Source organism: Phocaeicola faecalis (assembly GCF_021730445.1).
Taxonomy (GTDB): domain Bacteria; phylum Bacteroidota; class Bacteroidia; order Bacteroidales; family Bacteroidaceae; genus Phocaeicola; species Phocaeicola faecalis.
On sequence record NZ_JADNRM010000001.1, the window covers coordinates 739,281 to 758,273 of the forward strand.

Consider the following 18,993-nt stretch of genomic DNA (forward strand, 5'->3'; position numbering starts at 1 on the left):
TTCGTGCGAAGCCATTTATAGTTTAGGCACGGAGATTACGGATTTTTACGGAACTAATCCTCCGTATCCATCCGCATCATCCGTGCCTAAACAGTATATTTATTCTTTATCCTTCAGTGCGGCAAAGATAAGTCCTTCCAGTTCTTCCGCCAGTTCGGGGTTGTCCTGAATAACCTGTTTGGAAGCATCACGGCCTTGTCCCAGTTTGGTATCATTATAGCTGTACCACGAACCGCTTTTCTTGATAATGCCGAGTTCGGCTCCCAAATCGATAATTTCTCCGGCTCTGGAGATACCTTCGCCAAACATGATATCGAATTCGGCTTTGCGGAAAGGAGGAGCCACTTTATTCTTCACCACCTTTACACGTGTCTGATTTCCGATTACTTCCTCGCCGTCCTTCAACTGTGTGGCACGACGGATATCCAGACGTACCGAAGCATAGAACTTCAAGGCATTACCACCGGTGGTTGTTTCGGGATTGCCGAACATTACACCGATTTTCTCACGCAACTGGTTGATAAAGATACAAGTCGTATTGGTCTTGCTGATGGCAGAGGTGAGCTTGCGCAATGCCTGTGACATCAAACGTGCCTGAAGTCCCACTTTATTGTCACCCATATCACCTTCGATTTCAGCTTTCGGTGTCAGTGCCGCAACAGAGTCAATCACAATAATATCGATGGCCGAAGAGCGAATCAACTGTTCCGCAATTTCCAATGCCTGCTCGCCGTTGTCCGGCTGAGAAATCCACAGGTTATCTACATCCACTCCCAGTTTGGAGGCATAGAAACGGTCGAATGCATGTTCCGCGTCGATAAATGCAGCGATACCTCCCGCTTTTTGAGCTTCGGCAATCGCATGGATAGCCAATGTTGTTTTACCGGATGATTCAGGGCCGTATATTTCAATAATTCTTCCTTTCGGATAACCGCCTACGCCGAGTGCGGCGTTCAAGGCGATGGAACCGGTCGGAATCACCTCTACCTGCTGAACGTTTTCATCTCCCAATTTCATGATAGAGCCTTTGCCGAAGTTCTTCTCTATCTTGTCCATTGCAGCTTGCAGCGCTTTCAGTTTTTCGCTGGTTCCGGCACCCGGCCCTGCTGTGAATGGAATTTCTTCGTTATCTTTTTTAGCCATAAGATTTCTTTTTGGTCTGTTAAGTAAATTATAAAATTTGCTGAGCGTGCTCTTTTGTCTTCACCTCTTTGGGAGAGATGACACGCTCGATTACACCTTCTTCGTTTATGATAAAAGTAGTGCGGAACGTACCCATATATTTGCGTCCATACATACTCTTCTCGCCCCATACGCCAAACTGCTCCACCAGTTTCTTGTCGGTGTCTGCGATTAGCGTAAAAGGCAGTTCGTTTTTCTCGATAAACTTCTGATGCGACTTGGCATCGTTGACACTCACCCCTATCACTTCGTAACCTTTGGCACGCAGTTCGGAATAGTTGTCACGCAGGTTGCACGCCTGTGCAGTGCAACCGGAAGTCATATCTTTAGGATAAAAATAGAGTACTATTTTCTTTCCTTTATAATTGCTCAAACGAATTTCTTCTCCCTTTTCGTTCAAGCCCAGTATTTCGGGAGCCTTGTCTCCTACGTTCATATCCTGTCCCTGTTTTTAAAGTTCCAAATCTCCGTCCAACACTTCGTGCCAAGGCAAACCCTGCTTATTGAGCTGTTCCATGAACGGGTCCGGGTCAAACTCTTCCACATTCCATACACCGGCACGTTTCCACAGTCCTTTGAGGAACATCATGGCACCAATCATGGCAGGCACACCGGTGGTATAGCTGACGCCCTGCATACCGGTTTCCTTGTAAGCTTCCTGGTGGCTACAGTTATTATACACATAGTAAGTGCGCTCTTTGCCGTCTTTGATACCACGGATGCGGCAACCGATAGAGGTTTCGCCTTCGTAGTTCTCACCCAAATCCTGCGGGTTGGGCAATACGGCTTTCAGGAATTGCAAGGGAACAATTTTCATGCCGTTATAATCTATTTCGTCGATGCGTGCCATACCGATATTCTGGATTACACGCAAGTGAGTCAGATACTCCTGTCCGAAAGTCATCCAGAAGCGGGCGCGCTTGATAGTCGGGAAATTCTTGACCAACGACTCCAGTTCTTCGTGATACAGCAAATACGAGTCACGGGGACCGATGTTGGGATAAGTCAAATCCTTATGAAATTCCAGCGGCTTGGTAGTCACCCATTTGCCGTCTTCATAATAACGTCCGTTTTGAGTGATTTCGCGAATATTGATTTCGGGATTGAAGTTGGTGGCAAATGCCTTATGATGATTACCGGCATTGCAGTCCACGATGTCCAGATAATGCATCTCATCAAAGTGGTGCTTGGCAGCATACGCCGTATAGATGCCGCTTACCCCCGGGTCGAAACCGCAACCGAGAATAGCTGTCAGACCGGCTTCTTCGAAACGTTTCTTGTAAGCCCATTGCCAGCTGTATTCGAAGTGGGCTTCATCTTTCGGTTCATAATTGGCTGTATCCAGATAGTTCACTCCGGCTTTCAGACAGGCCTCCATAATGGTAAGGTCCTGATAAGGCAGGGCTACATTGATAACGATTTCGGGTTTAAAACTATTAAAAAGTTCCACCAGTTCGTCTACATTGTCTGCATCGACCTGAGCTGTTTTAATAGCAGGATTACCGATTGCCTTAACGATTGCATCACATTTTGATTTGGTGCGGCTGGCAATCATAATGTCTGTAAAAACATCAGGATTCTGAGCCACTTTGTGTGCCACGACAGTACCTACACCGCCTGCACCGATAATTAATACTTTACCCATTTGTTCTCTTTAGATTAAAAAATAAATTGCCCGGTAAAACATACCGTTTGCCGGGCAAAGATAACAAAATATTTTGGGTATTAGTTGATACGTTCCAGTTTCTTATGGGTAAAATCCAAGGATTTTCTTTGATAATACCAAGTTTCATATCCTCCCGTCACTTTGTGCACGCGGATGGGGTCGCCTAAAGACAAGCGGCATTCGTCTGTTGTCATGCCTTTGCGCACTTCGCCGTGGCTGATGAGGTCCCAGGTCTCTTCGGTGGTATCGGGGTATTTGGCACGCAGGTTGCCGATGCCAAAGATATCGGCAAAATAGTTGTCGTTGCGCAAGGCCAGGTTGGTGACGCTTGCGTGTACGAAAGTCGTCTTTATCCGGTAAGACTTTCCATCTGCAGCGGCCAGTTCGAGTGTCACAGACTGAGTTCCGTTTTCGGCAATGATGTCTTTGATGACGAACTGCGTGTATTTAGGCAGTTTGACAGTCATGCCGGCATCGTCGGTACATGCCGTCTCCGCTTTCAGGTAAACGGGCTTTTTGCCATATTTCTCCATCAGTGTCCGGGCTTTCTTGGCATTGGCATCACTGAAACTGAAGGCATTGGGGAAATATTTATTTTTCTTTTCCATGATAAAATCATTGTCGAGCATCCCGCAGTTGGTCTTTGAGATGGCTACCGGCTGATAATACGTGTTTCCCTTGGAATCGGAGAATACAATCTTCACCGGAAAGGCCCGACTGTCCACTCCCACGGCGGTCACTGTCACCTTCTCATTCAGGCCGATGTGCACTTCCTTGTAGCCGGAGGTGCTGTTAGGGTCGTCTATACGCACTTTGTCGGTGCGCATATACAGCGTTTCGCCTTCCAGCAAATCCTTGGCGATATCCACATCGCCCAGATAGGCAAGGGTCGGAATGCCGGCTTTGGGTTTCATGCAATATTGCTCCAGTGTGATGTTCTTCACCTCGTGGTAGTAGGGCTTCCCCTCACAATCAAAATTGAAATGCACGAATCCCCGGTCGGTCACTTCAGTACCCAGAAATTCCATAATCTTGTACTTCAGCTCGCCGGAGTCCACATCCTTGCCGGTCTCTGCCGATTTAAAGACCGGAATGACAAGGTCTTTCCGTTCCGGGATGACCATAAACTTCATCCCCGGTGTCCAGTCGCACAGACTGTAGTATTTAAAATGGTCGTCGATAAATTGTTTCTCCGGTGATTCCACAGAAGAACTTGCCTGTCGGGATGCAGTGGAGACTATATAGCCGTTCTGTGCATAACAGCCTATACAGCATCCTACCACCCAAAATAGCATGCATAAAAACCTTTTCATATCATTTTTTGTTAATTTATAAAGTATGGCAAAGGTACAAAAAAATTGTTTATTATTACTGCAAATGAAGAATTATATATAGCTTTGCGCACTAAACTAAATGATTTAACGAAAAAAGTATGATGAAAAAAGTAATTTTAAAAATGGCGGCTGTTTGTGCCGGTGCACTGATTTTAGCTTCATGCGGTGGCAGCAAGAATATGTTAACACTCTCTTCCTTGAACGGTGAATGGAACATCACCGAAGTGGACGGACAGAAAATCACGGATAAGAAAATGCCCTTTATCGGTTTTGACGTAGCTCAGAAGCGCATCTACGGAAACAGTGGCTGCAACCGTATGATGGGTACCTTCGAGGCCGATTCGCTGAAACCCGGAGTATTGTCTTTCGGCCCTATCGGAAGCACACGTATGGCTTGTCCCGATATGCAGACAGAACAAAAGGTACTGAACGCGCTGAACAAGGTGAAGTCGTATGAAACTGTATCAGACCAACCCGAAATCATCGCATTATGCGGCGAGGACGGCAAAAAGATGCTGACGCTGGAGAAAAAAGACGAATCGCAGGTTTCATTGGCAGACCTTTCAGGCGAATGGGCCATTGAATTGGTAAATGGCAAGAAAATAGTGGGTACTGCCGAAGTCGCTCCGTTCATTGGTTTTAATACCGACGAGAACCGCATTTACGGCAATGTAGGTTGCAATAGCATCAACGGTGCTTTGCTTCAGGACGAGAAGGCGGCCAACTCGCTGAAATTTGAAAATATTGCCACCACCATGATGATGTGTCCCGACATGGAGACGGAAACCATCGTGCTGAACGCGCTGAACGAGACAAGAAGTTTCTCAATGAAAGACGGTAAAGTATATCTGCTCGGAGAAAACGGTAACGAGCTGTTAGTCTTGAAGAAACAATAAACAGACAGTAGATATTATTAGAATAAACGAGGAATGCCAAAAGTTATTTTGGTATTCCTTTTTTACTATACAAACAGGCGGTTTCGGCCTCTTTTTTCGTTAACATTTTTTGTGAATATTCATTGGTCATAAGTCTGTACATGCAACCTACTGATAAACAACAACATACGAACCCTCTTCGAACAACAGTCGGACACACATCCGGACACCCTTTCATAGTATATTTAGAATTAAAAAAGAAACAAGAAAAGAACTCTCTTTGAGGAGCGTCTTTTTTGTTTAGACGGTAAGGCTAAAACGTAACCATTGTTTCGGCAAACAATGGCGGGTGTTTGCTGAAAGTGTTTCCATTGTTTCTCAAAAACCTCTTGAGAGTTTTTCCATGCAAAAACTGACAGTGTTGCTCCTGTTCTGCCTTTTCTGTCGGCCGGCACCGAAAAAGAATGCGCCATTTTGTCAGTTGCCACCGCCATTCCTGCTTTGGCATACCGTTTGCTTGATAGAAGGCGTGCGGTTGGTGCACGAAAAGAAAAAGAAAAAAATTCGTGAACCATTCGCCGGGAAATCAGTTTAATTGAAAACAAATAAATAAAAAATATACAGTTATGGGAAAGATTATTGGAATTGACTTAGGAACAACAAACTCATGTGTTTCAGTATTTGAAGGTAACGAACCGGTAGTAATCGCCAACAGCGAAGGCAAGCGTACCACCCCCTCTATCGTGGCATTTGTCGACGGCGGCGAACGTAAGGTGGGTGACCCTGCAAAACGTCAGGCTATCACTAACCCGCAGCGTACTATCTTCTCCATCAAACGTTTCATGGGCGAAACTTGGGACCAGGTACAGAAAGAAGTGACACGTGTTCCCTACAAAGTAGTGAAAGGCGACAACAACACTCCGCGTGTAGACATCGACGGACGTCTTTACACTCCACAAGAAATCTCGGCCATGATTCTTCAGAAAATGAAAAAAACTGCCGAAGACTATTTGGGCCATGAAGTGACCGAAGCCGTTATCACCGTTCCGGCATACTTCTCTGACTCACAGCGCCAGGCTACGAAAGAAGCCGGACAGATAGCAGGTCTGGAAGTGAAACGTATCGTGAACGAACCGACTGCCGCTGCGTTGGCTTATGGTCTGGACAAGGCTCACAAAGATATGAAAATTGCTGTATTCGACCTCGGTGGCGGTACATTCGATATCTCTATCCTCGAATTCGGCGGTGGTGTATTCGAAGTGCTTTCTACCAACGGTGATACTCACCTGGGTGGTGATGACTTCGACCAGGTAATCATCGACTGGCTGGTACAGGAATTCAAGAACGACGAAGGCGCGGATTTGACAAAAGACCCGATGGCAATGCAACGTTTGAAAGAAGCTGCTGAAAAAGCGAAGATTGAATTGTCTTCTTCTACTTCAACAGAAATCAACCTGCCATACATCATGCCGGTAGACGGTATGCCTAAGCACTTGGTTAAGACTTTGACTCGTGCTAAGTTCGAAGCTTTGGCTCACAACTTGATTCAGGCTTGTCTTGAACCTTGTAAGAAAGCGATGAGCGATGCAGGTTTGAGCAACTCAGATATCGATGAAGTAATCCTTGTAGGTGGTTCTTCTCGTATCCCGGCTGTTCAGGAATTGGTAGAGAAATTCTTCGGCAAGACTCCTTCCAAGGGTGTGAATCCGGATGAAGTGGTTGCTGTAGGTGCTGCTGTTCAGGGTGCTGTTTTGACAGACGAAATCAAGGGCGTAGTATTGCTGGACGTAACTCCGTTGTCAATGGGTATCGAAACATTGGGTGGTGTGATGACCAAGCTGATTGATGCCAACACTACTATCCCGGCACGTAAGAGCGAAACTTTCTCTACTGCTGCCGACAACCAGACCGAAGTGACTATCCACGTACTTCAGGGTGAACGTCCGATGGCCGCACAGAACAAGTCAATCGGTCAGTTTAACCTGACAGGCATCGCTCCTGCCCGCCGTGGTGTACCTCAGATTGAGGTGACATTCGATATCGACGCCAACGGTATCTTGAAAGTATCTGCCAAGGATAAGGCTACCGGCAAGGAACAGGCTATCCGTATCGAAGCTTCATCCGGCTTGAGCAAGGAGGAAATCGAAAAGATGAAAGCCGAAGCTGAAGCTAATGCAGAAGCCGACAAGAAGGAACGTGAAAAGATTGACAAGATGAATCAGGCTGACTCTATGATTTTCCAGACAGAAAATCAGTTGAAGGAGTTGGGCGACAAGTTGCCGGCCGACAAGAAGGCTCCGATTGAAGCTGCTCTTCAGAAACTGAAAGATGCTCACAAGGCTCAGGATGTAGCTGCTGTGGATACTGCTATGGCTGAACTGAACACTGCATTCCAGGCTGCAAGTGCTGAAATGTATGCTCAGAGCGGTGCGCAAGGTGGCGCTCAGGCCGGTCCGGGCGCAGGTGCAGGACAACAAGGTGCACAGGGAGCTTCTTCTAATGGTAAAGAAGATATTCAGGATGCTGACTTTGAGGAAGTCAAATAATTTCGATAAGAGATAGATAATAAACAATAAGCAAAAGCGTGCAGCTCTGGTGAGTTGCACGCTTTTTGCGTTTATGGGGTTCATGGTTGCTGTGTGTTTTCTATGGAATCAAGTAGATAATTGTTGCTTGAGTTCTGTGTATTACCAGCCATATACTCACTCAGCTAATAGCATGATAATGGCTATTGCATAAATGTTTTGTGGCTTACCTGCAGCAAGGAAACAAACAAAAAAGGCGATACAGGGTACTTTTCCACCGAACTTTCTTCGCTTACAGGGTACTTTTCGAGGGTACTATTTACCCTGTCCGCCACTTCCTCAACAGGTACAAACTCAAAAAAAACAGTTATTCCTTTATTTTGAAATATGACATCAATTCCTTGAAATTATCTTGTGTACTGAGGCAAGTACCAGTCAAATAGTCATTGATTTTACCCCACTGATGAAAACCACGGTAATAGAACATCTTCAGTTCTTCTGTTCAGATGGTATGTTCCATATCTTGCCAACAAGGAATGCACTAGCGATTTTCATGCTAAGCGTTAAGGCGATGATATAATAAAAGGGAATGTGTCTCACGGCACATCCCCTTTCCTTAATAATTTATATGATTGAGTTATTCACCCCAATTCATAGCAGTCATACGCTTGTAAGAAGCATAACGTTTCTTAGCCATTTCTTCGCAAGCAGCAAACAGGTCAGCAGCTTCAGCAGGATATTGTTTTGCTACAGAAGCAAAACGTACCTCACCTTTCAGATAGTCTTGGAATTCTTCCCACTTCGGTTCTTTAGAATCAAGCATGAACGGATTCTTGCCTTCTTCTTCCAAAGCCGGGTTGAAACGCCACAAGTGCCAGTAACCGCATTCTACAGCCTTAGCCTCTTCTGCCTGACTCTTACCCATACCGGCCTTCAAACCGTGGTTGATACACGGAGCGTAAGCGATAACCAATGATGGTCCGGGGTAAGCTTCTGCTTCGCGGATAGCTTTCAAGGTCTGGGCCTGGTCAGCACCCATGGCAATCTGAGCTACATATACATAACCGTAAGTAGTAGCAATCATACCAAGGTCTTTCTTGCGAACACGCTTACCTGAAGCGGCAAACTTAGCGATAGCACCCAGCGGAGTGGCTTTAGATGACTGACCTCCGGTGTTAGAGTAAACTTCGGTATCCAGTACCAGGATGTTTACATCTTCGCCTGAAGCAATCACGTGGTCCAGACCACCGTAACCGATATCATAAGAAGCACCGTCACCACCGATAATCCACTGGCTCTTCTTCACCAAGTAGTTCTTGAATTCGGCGATTGTAGCGCAGTTTGCACATTTGTCTTTAGCAGCTTCTACCATCGGGATAATCTTTTCGGCAGCAGCCTTGCTCTTGTCAGCATCGTTTTTGCCGTCCATCCATTCCTGGAATGCTTCTTTGTATTCAGCAGGACAAGTATCGCTGGCGATAGCATCCTTCATGGCAGCTTCGATACGTACACGAAGTTTCTTGTCGGCCAAAGTCATACCCAGACCGAATTCGCAGAAGTCCTCGAACAGTGAGTTAGCCCAAGCAGGACCCTGACCCTTTTCATTAGTAGTATAAGGAGTTGAAGGTACTGAACCTGAGTAGATAGAAGAACATCCGGTAGCGTTAGCAACCATTTCACGGTCGCCGAACAACTGAGAAATCAGTTTCACATACGGAGTTTCACCACAACCTGAGCAAGCTCCTGAGAACTCGAACAACGGAGTAGCGAACTGAGAGTTCTTCACGTTAGCCTTGATGTCTACCAAGTGCTGTTTGCTCTTCACATTCTTAGAGCAATATTCCCAGTTGGCAGCCTGAGGCAACTGGCTTTCCAAGTGTTTCATGGTCAAAGCCTTGCCACCCTTCTTCGGATTGCCCGGACAAACATCGGCACAGTTACCGCAACCCAGACAGTCGAGTACGTCAACCTGGATACGGAATGTCATACCGTCAAATTGCTTTCCTACAGCTTTCAGTGTTTCGAACTGAGCACCCTTCTGTTCTTCAGCATCGAGCACGAACGGACGGATAGAAGCGTGAGGACAAACGTATGCACACTTGTTACACTGGATACAGTTTTCAGCATTCCATTCGGGAACGAATGCAGCTACACCACGTTTTTCGTACTGAGCTGTTCCCTGATGCCAAGTACCGTCTTCGATACCCTTGAATGCAGAAACCGGCAGCAAGTCGCCATCCTGAGCGTTGATAGGACGAACCACTTCGTTGATGAAAGCAGGATCGTTGTTTTCAGCCTTCGGATCATCCGGCAGGTTCACCCATGCGGGGTCAACAGGCAATTGTTTGTATTCACCGCCACGGTCAACGGCTGCGTAGTTCTTGTTCACCACGTCTTCACCCTTCTTGCCGTATGACTTAACGATGAATTTCTTCATCTGTTCTACAGCCAAGTCAACAGGAATAACGCCTGTGATACGGAAGAATGCTGACTGCAGGATGGTGTTGGTACGGTTACCCAAACCGATTTCCTGTGCAATCTGAGTGGCATTGATATAGTAAACAGTGATATTATGTTGTGCGAAGTATTTCTTCACTTTGTTAGGCAGATTCTTAGCCAGTTCTTCACCTTCCCAAATGGTATTCAACAGGAATGAACCGTTGTCACGAAGTCCGCGAGTCACATCGTACATGTGCAGGTAAGCCTGTACGTGGCAAGCTACGAAATTCGGAGTGTTTACCAAATAAGTAGAACGGATAGGAGTATCACCGAAACGCAAGTGAGAGCAAGTGAAACCACCTGATTTCTTTGAGTCGTATGAGAAGTAAGCCTGACAGTGCTTGTCGGTGTTGTCACCGATAATCTTTACAGAGTTCTTGTTGGCTCCTACTGTACCGTCGGCACCCAGTCCGTAGAATTTAGCTTCGAACATACCTTCACCGCCCAGTGCGATTTCTGCTTCCTGAGGAAGAGAAGTGAAAGTGACGTCGTCTACGATACCGATAGTGAAGTGATTCTTCGGCATCGGCAGAGACAAGTTCTTGAATACAGCCAAAATCTGAGAAGGAGTAGTGTCCTTAGAACCCAAACCGTAACGGCCGCCTACGATAACCGGAGCGTTTTCTGCACCATAGAAGCAGTCTTTAACATCCAGATACAAAGGTTCGCCGTTAGCTCCCGGTTCTTTAGTACGGTCAAGAACTGCGATAGTCTTGGCAGTCTTAGGTACAGCAGCCAGGAAGTGTTTAGCAGAGAACGGACGGTACAGGTGTACGGCAACCATACCCACTTTCTCACCTTTGCTCATCAAGTAGTCGATAGCTTCGCGAGCAGCTTCTGTAACAGAGCCCATAGCGATGATGACGCGTTCTGCATCTTCGGCACCATAGTAATCGAACAAACCGTATTTGCGGCCTGTGATTTTGGAGATTTCATTCATATATTCTTCTACGATAGCGGGAACTGCTTCATAGAAGTTGTTGCAAGATTCTCTGTGCTGGAAGAAGTGGTCAGGATTTTCAGCCATACCACGGGCAACCGGCTTGTTGGGATTCAATGCGCGTGCGCGGAATTCAGCCAAAGCCTGTTGGTCAATCAGACCTGCCAGGTCTTCATTTTCCAGCATTTCGATTTTCTGAATTTCGTGAGAGGTACGGAAACCATCGAAGAAGTTCATGAACGGAACACGTGACTTGATGGTAGCCAGATGAGCGACACCGGCCAAATCCATAACTTCTTGTACAGAACCTTCTGCCAACATTGCGAAACCGGTCTGACGTGCAGACATTACGTCCTGATGGTCACCGAAAATACACAATGCGTGAGAAGCCAACGTACGAGCCGATACGTGGAACACGCAAGGCAGGAATTCACCGGCAATTTTGTACATGTTAGGAATCATCAGCAACAATCCCTGTGATGCAGTGTAAGTGGTAGTCAACGCACCTGCCTGAAGAGAACCGTGAACAGCACCTGCTGCACCCCCTTCTGACTGCATTTCCTGTACCAAAACTGTTTCGCCGAAGATGTTTTTACGACCTGCGGCAGCCCATTCGTCTACGTATTCAGCCATAGTAGACGACGGAGTGATGGGGTAGATAGCAGCTACTTCAGAGAACATATACGAGATATGTGCTGCTGCCTGATTACCATCACAAGTGATGAATTTTTTTTGTTTAGTCATACAATTACTAATTATTAGGTAATTAAAATTATTCTCTATCTCTTAATATAAAAAGCCGAAAAGCCACAACGGAATCTGATTGCCGTGTCCCAATTCCAGCTTGTGGGGGGCATAATATACGTTCGGGTTGTTCTTGAACTTGCATCCTTCGGCACAGATGCGGAAGTGCAAGTTACCGTCTACCATAAACGAAGTGCCTTTATCGCCTTTATACAGTTTGTGGTCTTTATACATTGTGTTCATAAAAAAGGTGTCCAGAACATCTTGTTCATCGACCTTCACCGGATAAATGGAATACATCAGGTTGGTGTTGTGCATCATCAGTTTTGATGGTTTTTTAGGAAATTCCTCCCCCTTCGGATACACCATATTAATGAGACGCGCATCTGCCAGATACTTAATGTAATTCATCACCGTGGCACGCGAGGTTTGAATCTCCGTAGCCAACTGGCTGACGTTCGGAGCCACAGGTCCGTCCACAGCTAGCAAATATAGTAATTTTTTTATCTTCGAGAGATATTTCAATTCAATTTGTTTGATAAGAAGTATATCCACTTCTATCATCATGTTCATGGTTTTCAACAAATTCTCCGAGAAGTTGCGCTTCTCAAGGAAGAACGGATAGAAACCGTGATGCAGATAATCCTGAAAAAAATCAAGCGGTTTGACGTTGCGCAAGATTGTTTTCGCTATCTGTTCATGATTCTCTAAAATATCTTGTAAGGTATAGGCACGGAAATTGTTTCCGCTTTGCAGATTCAGGTATTCGCGAAAAGAGAAACCTCTCAGGTAATACACCTTTACGATGCCACTCAGTTCGGGATTTTCTTCTTTCAGCCTCATCACGGACGAACCCGTGAATACAATTTTCAGCCCGGGAAACTTTTCATAACACGCACGTAGGTCGTGGCTCCATTCGGGGTATTTAAACACTTGGTCTATCAACAAGACCTTGCCTCCGCGTTTGACAAATTCTCCAGCAAAATCCACCAGTGTATATTTAGAGAAATAGAAGTTGTTCATGTTGATAAACAGGCATGAACGGTCTGTGCCGAACTTTTCTTTTGCATATTGCAGGAGGAAAGTCGTCTTCCCCACGCCACGAGTTCCCTTGATACCGATCAGTCTGTCGTTCCAGTCTATTTCGTCCATCAGGTCCCGGCGAACAGGAGCATTTGTATGTTCCACCAGATAACTGTGTGTTCTGTAAAAGGTTTCCATGGTTGCTTTTTTATCGGCTGCAAATATAGCAATACTAATTCAAATTGCAAACTGGAGATAGCAAAATATTATTATTTTTCTTCTTTTAATAGACAGGGAAATTCCTATCTTTGCACTGTAAATGAAAACTCTTTATCTGTTTAACCCTGAAAATGATATGGCATTGGCGTGTGGTGATTCGTATTACATGCCGCCAGCCAGTGCGCGACGGATGGCAGCCGATTTGTCGGTGCTCCCGGCGTGGTATGCCGCACCGGGAGATGCGGTGCTGACAGATGTTGCTCCCCACGACATACAAATGAAAGTTCTGTCTCCGCTGCTGCCTGCTGTGGAGTTTGTCACCGGACTATCTTCTTCCTATACTAAGATATCTCCCTGGGGCTGGAACCCCTCTTTGCTCCGTCGGTTACACGAGGCAGGAATAACGGATTCAGCCTGTCTTACGGATGAAGAGATGAAGCGTGTCCGTGAACTGTCGGGGCGCCAGACGGCGGTGCGTGTACTGTCTTCCATTCATAGGGGGCAACGGTTATATTCCTCGTCTGCAGTATCGGAATATAATGGTGCGATGGAGGATTTTCCCACTCTTCCTGAAGATACGGAGGCCCATACTCCGTTTGTAGGTGAATCTTTTCTGTTTCACACAGAGGAGGAAGTCGAATACTTTGTCCGTTCGTATCCGCAGGCCGTGCTGAAGTCTCCATGGTCGGGCAGCGGACGAGGGATTCAGTACACTTCGGGAGCATTTACCCGCCCGCTGAAAGGTTGGGTGCAACACGTGCTCCACACCCAGCAGGCAGTGGTGGGCGAACCGTTTTATGATAAGGTGAAAGACTTTGCAATGGAATTTTTCAGCAACGGAAAGGGTGAGGTGCGCTTTGCAGGTTATTCTCTGTTTGAAACGGACAAGCGTGGCATTTATAAAGAAAATTTTTTGGCAGCCGATGCCGATATTCTGAAAAAGCTGTCGGCCTACGTCCCCACATCCGTATTCCATCGGCTCTGCAGACGGATGGCAGATGAACTGGCACACACCATAGGCGGGTATGAAGGTTATCTGGGAGTGGACATGATGATATGTCGCACGTCTTTGGCGAAGACAGGTTATGCCATTCATCCCTGTGTGGAAATCAATCTGCGGATGAATATGGGAGTAGTGGCCCGGATGGTTTATGACAGATATGTGTGTGACCGTGTGCAAGGCCGCTACGCAATAGAATATTATGCTTCGCCCGGTGAAGCGGAACAGGCCGACCGGTTCTTGCGCCTCCAGCACCCTCTGCTGTTAGAGGGAGGAAGGATAAAATCAGGCTACCTGTCCCTCACTCCAATATACCAACAGACTGCTTATCAGGCGTATATTCTTGTCGGGACTATCTGACGACACCCCTCACCGACTTCCGAAATAAAGAAATATCATACCGATAAGCACCAGTGCCAAGTCTACCGCTTTGCTTTTGAGGTTCTTCTCGCGGAACACCATTGCACCGAAAATAAAGGAAACAATCACGCTACCTCGCCTCACCATCGAAACAATGGAAATCATGGCACCGTCAAGACTCAATGCATAGAAATAGACAAAGTCGGCAGCCGAAAGGAAGATGGATATCAGTATGATGCACCAATCCCAGCGGAAAGGAGTGGTCGCCTGTCGCTTCGGCCACCACAGCAGCATCAGCACGGCACTCATCATAAACAACTGGTAAATGTTATACCACGACTGCACCACCATGCGGTCCAGCCCGATGCCTCCCTGACTGACAGGCGCCATCAGATATTTGTCATACAGTCCGCTGACAGCTCCCAACACAGCAGCCATCACAATGAAATAAATCCACTTATTATGTTTAAAGTCAATGCCCTCCTTCTTTCCGCTTCGGCTCAGCATAAAAAAAGAAAAGACCGCCATCAATACCCCTATCCACTGATAGAGATTCAGTCGTTCGCCAAACACCAGCAAGGCTCCCACCAATACCATCACCGGACGGGTGGCGTTAATCGGCCCCACAATGGTTATCGGAAGATTCTTCATGCCGAAATATCCCAATATCCACGAAGAAAGGACAATGACAGACTTCAAAACAATAAATCGGTGTACCTCCCACCCCACCACGGGAACAAAGAAAAGTCCGCCTTCCAATGTATCGGGACGCCATGCCGACAGCACAATAAACGGAAGGAATATCAAACTGGAGAACAACGTATTCAGCGTGAGTACGGGAATCACTGCATTGTTCTTTAACGACTGCTTTTTAAATACATCATAGAATCCCAGCAATGCCGCCGAGAGAAAAGCTAAAAGTAACCACATCATCTTTTTACCTGTTTTTTAATCGGGTGCAAAGTTACAACAAAAGCCTCGAAAAGGAATATCCAATTTGATATAAATAATCAGAAAGCCCTTGCCTGTTTCAAACACTATCTGTATTTTTGGCGAAAATATCCCTGTTGAAGATATGAACGAAAACGTCCTTGCCAAACTCAAGATACTGGCGGAATCTGCCAAATACGATGTGTCCTGCTCCAGCAGCGGGACAGTGCGCCGCAATTCATCGGGCACACTGGGAAACACTGTTGGAGGTTGGGGTATCTGCCATAGTTTTGCTGAGGACGGGCGATGCATCTCGCTGCTCAAAATCATGCTCACCAATTATTGCATTTACGATTGCGCCTACTGCATCAACCGCCGCAGTAACGACATTCCCCGTGCCACGCTCTCGGTGAGCGAATTGGTAGACCTCACCATCGAGTTCTACCGGCGCAATTACATCGAAGGACTTTTCCTGAGCTCGGGCGTAGTGCGAAATCCCGACTACACGATGGAGCGCCTCGTACGGGTTGCCAAAGACTTGCGGCTCGTACACCGGTTCAACGGTTACATCCATCTGAAAAGCATCCCGGGTGCCAGTCGCGAGCTGGTGAACGAGGCCGGACTCTATGCCGACCGTCTGAGCGTAAACATAGAGATACCTAAAGAGGAGAATCTCAAACTTCTCGCTCCCGAAAAAGACCACCAAAGTGTATACCGACCCATGCGCTACATTCAGCAGGGGGTGCTCATGAATAAAGAGGACAGAAAGAAGTTCCGCCATGCCCCACGCTTCGTCCCTGCCGGGCAAAGCACACAGATGATTGTCGGAGCCACGTCGGAATCAGATAAGGATATATTGTATCTTTCCTCTTCACTGTACCGACACCCCACGATGCGGCGCGTTTATTATTCGGGCTATATTTCGGTCAATACTTACGACAAGCGACTTCCGGCACTGAAGCAGCCCCCTTTGGTACGCGAGAACCGTTTGTATCAGGCAGACTGGCTGTTGCGGTTTTATCAGTTTAAAGTGGAAGAAATTGTGGATGATTCCTACCCCGACCTTGATTTGGAAATCGACCCCAAACTGAGCTGGGCACTTCGGCATCCCGAACAATTTCCGGTAGACATCAACCAGGCCGACTACGAGATGATACTTCGTGTACCGGGCATCGGGGTGAAATCGGCTAGGTTTATCGTCGCTTCGCGCCGCTTCTCGAAATTGGGATTCTATGAGTTGAAGAAAATAGGAGTAGTGATGAAGAAAGCACAATATTTTATCACCTGCAACGAGCTCCCCACCCGAACGGTAAACGAACTCACCCCTTCGGGAGTACGGAAACTGTTGGTACCCAAGCCTAAGAGAAAGACAGATGAGCGACAACTGATATTAGAATTTGAAGAACCCGAAAACGAATGAATATCTTTATCTACGACCATACCTTCGAAGGCTTGCTAACCTGCATTTTTGATGCCTACTCCCGCAAGACTTTCCCCGACTTGCTTTTGATGGAAGGTGAGCCGCTACCGCTATTTTACAACGAAACCTTTACCGTCATCACCGATGAAGGCAAAGCAATGCGCGTGTGGCGCGGATTAGAGAAGAGAATATCCTGCCATGCCCTGTCCGCCCTCACCTATTGCTGGCTGTCGGAGCTGCCGGAAGTAGACAAAATGTTGTTCCGCTATATGAGAAAAGCAATCGACTCGCCTCGTTCCATCGAGACAAACTTTGCAGATGCAGACGTTCTTGAATTGTCAAAAATCTATAAGAAGGTGGATGGAGAGCGAATACACCTGATGCAGTTCGTCCGCTTTCAGAAAGCTGTGGACGGAACATTCTTTGCCGCTGTCGAACCACAGTTCAATGCTCTTCCCCTGACTGTGGAGCATTTCAAAGACCGCTTTGCCGACCAACCGTGGCTAATCTACGACGTGAAACGGCAATACGGATATTATTACGACTTGAAAGAGATGAAAGAAGTTACTTTTGAAAATCCCCGGCAGGCCCATTTGGTCACAGGTATGTTGAACGAAAGCCTGATGGATAACGATGAGAAGCTCTTCCAACAATTATGGAAGACTTATTTCAAGGCTATCTGCATCAAGGAACGGCGGAATCCGAGAAAACACCGGCAAGATATGCCTGTGCGCTATTGGAAATATCTTACCGAAAAGCAATAATCTCCTCCTTACAGGATGAACAGGTCTTCCGGATATCCCACATCGACCAAAAACAGAGCGTGTCCCGGCACTGAACTTCCGGCACTGCATCTATCCTTTTTCTCTATGACTTGCCTGAAACCCTCTATCGAAAGTTTTCCACGGCCCACTTCTATCAATGTACCCACCACAGCCCTGACCATGTTCCTCAAAAAGCGGTCTGCCTGAATTGTAAATACCCATTCCGTTTCACTGACTTGTGTCCACTCGGCATGCATTATCTTGCAATTATTCGTCTTTACATCGGTATGCAACTTGCTAAAACTGGTGAAATCGGTATAATCAAACAAAGTACGGGCCGCCTCATTCATCTTCCCGAAATCCGGCTCATTGAAAAGGCGCCATGCGTATTGACGGTTAAAAGGCTCTTTCCGGGTAGTTACATAATATTTATAAGTGCGATAAGTGGCATCAAAGCGGGCATGCGCATCATCCTTCACCCGCTTTACGCCATATACGGCAATATCGGGAGGAAGCAGACGGTTCAGCTTATCCGTTATCTGCGCCCCATCCAATTCACTCTCAAAGTCAAAATGCGCCACCATGAGCCGGGCGTGCACACCGGCATCCGTGCGTCCTGCTCCCACCACCTCTATCTCTTTTCTCAAGAAAGTGGAAAGCGCACGCATCAACGCTTCCTGCACACTCATACCGTTGGGCTGGATTTGCCAACCATGATAATTTGTTCCGTCGTAAGCCAGATATATAAAGTATCGCATTTTAAAATCTAAATAAGAGGTTTAAAAACAACAGTCCGGATTAGCGGGCAGTGATGTGAAAACATCCTTGCTTTAACTCATACTTAATGTAACATCTGTCTGCTTTCCGAAGGTCACGCAACACTTCAGCCAAAACAAGTTTTAACGTATCGGCACTCACATCCTGCATAGGACGTCCGTCAGGGTCTTCCACCTTTTTAAAACGACGGTAACTCACGTCAAATGTGGTTCCGAAAGCATGAGCTGAGTTTGCGGAAGCATTTCCGTTACGGCGACGCAAACGCTTGACGTCGTCGGAAGTACGAAGTACGGAAGTAACGATGATTTGATTCGGGTTCAATCCTTTGCAAGTCAGTGAATCCAGAAAATTAGCTCCGATAGTATCCAATAATGCACCGGCTTTCGGCACCAAAAAAGGAATGGAATGTGTAAGCGAATCCATGGCATATCGCTCGCATGGAGCAACCTCCACCAACTTACCGCCCAATCCTTCCGCTTCTGCACGGGAGGCCAAAGGGCGGATACCAATCCGCTTTGCCACACTCAAATGAGTATCATTCAAATCACCAAAACTGCGTTTATAACTGATTACACCTTTTATATTACGAGGTTCATTCATCTTCATGGACATATCTTTTTCCTTACACCCCGAAGACACCGTCAAAGTAAACAGAAGAGAAAACAGTGTGCAACATGCACATTTCATATAATTCATAACTTTATTGTCTTTTTCATTATTGCCGGGCAAAGATAA

At 46.5% G+C, this 18,993-nt stretch carries 15 protein-coding genes; 5 read left to right on the forward strand and 10 right to left on the reverse strand.

Translation table 11 applies throughout. The features are described from left to right. Positions 1 to 99: 99 nt before the first annotated feature. The 4 genes from recA to IR173_RS03180 all read right to left on the reverse strand — a co-directional run bounded on the left by recA (position 100) and on the right by IR173_RS03180 (position 4,161). Positions 100 to 1,143, reverse strand: coding sequence for a recombinase RecA (gene recA / locus IR173_RS03165; protein WP_237038222.1), 1,044 nt, complete (start codon positions 1,141 to 1,143; stop codon positions 100 to 102). A gap of 28 nt (positions 1,144 to 1,171) precedes the next feature. Beyond that, a complete protein-coding gene (bcp, locus tag IR173_RS03170) occupies positions 1,172 to 1,618 on the reverse strand; it encodes a thioredoxin-dependent thiol peroxidase (RefSeq protein ID WP_237038223.1) in 447 nt (148 codons plus the stop codon). A 15-nt stretch (positions 1,619 to 1,633) separates the two neighbouring features. Beyond that, entirely contained in the window at positions 1,634 to 2,827 is a 1,194-nt protein-coding gene (locus IR173_RS03175) for a saccharopine dehydrogenase family protein (protein WP_237038224.1), read from the reverse strand. Positions 2,828 to 2,907: 80 nt separating this feature from the next. Further along, positions 2,908 to 4,161, reverse strand: coding sequence for a hypothetical protein (locus IR173_RS03180; protein WP_237038225.1), 1,254 nt, complete (start codon positions 4,159 to 4,161; stop codon positions 2,908 to 2,910). Between the two features lie 122 nt (positions 4,162 to 4,283). On the opposite strand from IR173_RS03180, the gene IR173_RS03185 reads away from it, so the two are divergent. Beyond that, the gene (locus IR173_RS03185; RefSeq protein ID WP_237038428.1) at positions 4,284 to 5,078 is read left to right on the forward strand and encodes an META domain-containing protein; all 795 of its coding nucleotides are present in this window, start codon (positions 4,284 to 4,286) and stop codon (positions 5,076 to 5,078) included. A 230-nt stretch (positions 5,079 to 5,308) separates the two neighbouring features. On the opposite strand, the gene IR173_RS03190 is transcribed toward IR173_RS03185, so the two are convergent. Further along, entirely contained in the window at positions 5,309 to 5,632 is a 324-nt protein-coding gene (locus tag IR173_RS03190; protein ID WP_237038226.1) for a hypothetical protein, read from the reverse strand. A 51-nt stretch (positions 5,633 to 5,683) separates the two neighbouring features. Between IR173_RS03190 and dnaK the strand changes: the two genes are divergently transcribed. Further along, positions 5,684 to 7,603 (forward strand): molecular chaperone DnaK, encoded by a 1,920-nt coding sequence (dnaK, locus tag IR173_RS03195; protein ID WP_237038227.1) that lies wholly within the window; start codon positions 5,684 to 5,686, stop codon positions 7,601 to 7,603. 616 nt (positions 7,604 to 8,219) lie between these two features. Here the strand turns inward: dnaK and nifJ are convergent. Both nifJ and IR173_RS03205 read right to left on the reverse strand, forming a co-directional pair. Next, the gene (gene nifJ / locus IR173_RS03200; RefSeq protein WP_237038228.1) at positions 8,220 to 11,765 is read right to left on the reverse strand and encodes a pyruvate:ferredoxin (flavodoxin) oxidoreductase; all 3,546 of its coding nucleotides are present in this window, start codon (positions 11,763 to 11,765) and stop codon (positions 8,220 to 8,222) included. Positions 11,766 to 11,807: 42 nt separating this feature from the next. Beyond that, the gene (locus IR173_RS03205; protein WP_237038229.1) at positions 11,808 to 12,986 is read right to left on the reverse strand and encodes an ATP-binding protein; all 1,179 of its coding nucleotides are present in this window, start codon (positions 12,984 to 12,986) and stop codon (positions 11,808 to 11,810) included. Between the two features lie 121 nt (positions 12,987 to 13,107). Between IR173_RS03205 and IR173_RS03210 the strand changes: the two genes are divergently transcribed. After that, positions 13,108 to 14,367, forward strand: a complete 1,260-nt coding sequence (locus tag IR173_RS03210) for a hypothetical protein (RefSeq protein WP_237038230.1) — start codon at positions 13,108 to 13,110, stop codon at positions 14,365 to 14,367. Positions 14,368 to 14,376: 9 nt separating this feature from the next. Here IR173_RS03210 and IR173_RS03215 read toward each other — a convergent pair whose 3' ends face one another. Then, positions 14,377 to 15,297: a DMT family transporter gene (locus IR173_RS03215; RefSeq protein WP_237038429.1), complete on the reverse strand. Its 921-nt coding sequence runs from the start codon at positions 15,295 to 15,297 to the stop codon at positions 14,377 to 14,379. A 145-nt stretch (positions 15,298 to 15,442) separates the two neighbouring features. Between IR173_RS03215 and IR173_RS03220 the strand changes: the two genes are divergently transcribed. Both IR173_RS03220 and IR173_RS03225 read left to right on the forward strand, forming a co-directional pair. Next, complete coding sequence (locus tag IR173_RS03220; RefSeq protein WP_237038231.1) at positions 15,443 to 16,717, forward strand: putative DNA modification/repair radical SAM protein; 1,275 nt, start codon at positions 15,443 to 15,445, stop codon at positions 16,715 to 16,717. After that, entirely contained in the window at positions 16,714 to 17,481 is a 768-nt protein-coding gene (locus IR173_RS03225; protein ID WP_237038232.1) for a TIGR03915 family putative DNA repair protein, read from the forward strand. Before IR173_RS03220 ends, IR173_RS03225 begins: the two co-directional genes overlap by 4 nt. Positions 17,482 to 17,489: 8 nt before the next feature. On the opposite strand, the gene truA is transcribed toward IR173_RS03225, so the two are convergent. Beyond that, positions 17,490 to 18,239: a tRNA pseudouridine(38-40) synthase TruA gene (truA, locus tag IR173_RS03230; protein ID WP_237038233.1), complete on the reverse strand. Its 750-nt coding sequence runs from the start codon at positions 18,237 to 18,239 to the stop codon at positions 17,490 to 17,492. 40 nt (positions 18,240 to 18,279) lie between these two features. After that, positions 18,280 to 18,954, reverse strand: a complete 675-nt coding sequence (locus IR173_RS03235) for a DUF5715 family protein (RefSeq protein ID WP_237038234.1) — start codon at positions 18,952 to 18,954, stop codon at positions 18,280 to 18,282. Between the last annotated feature and the right edge of the window lie 39 nt (positions 18,955 to 18,993).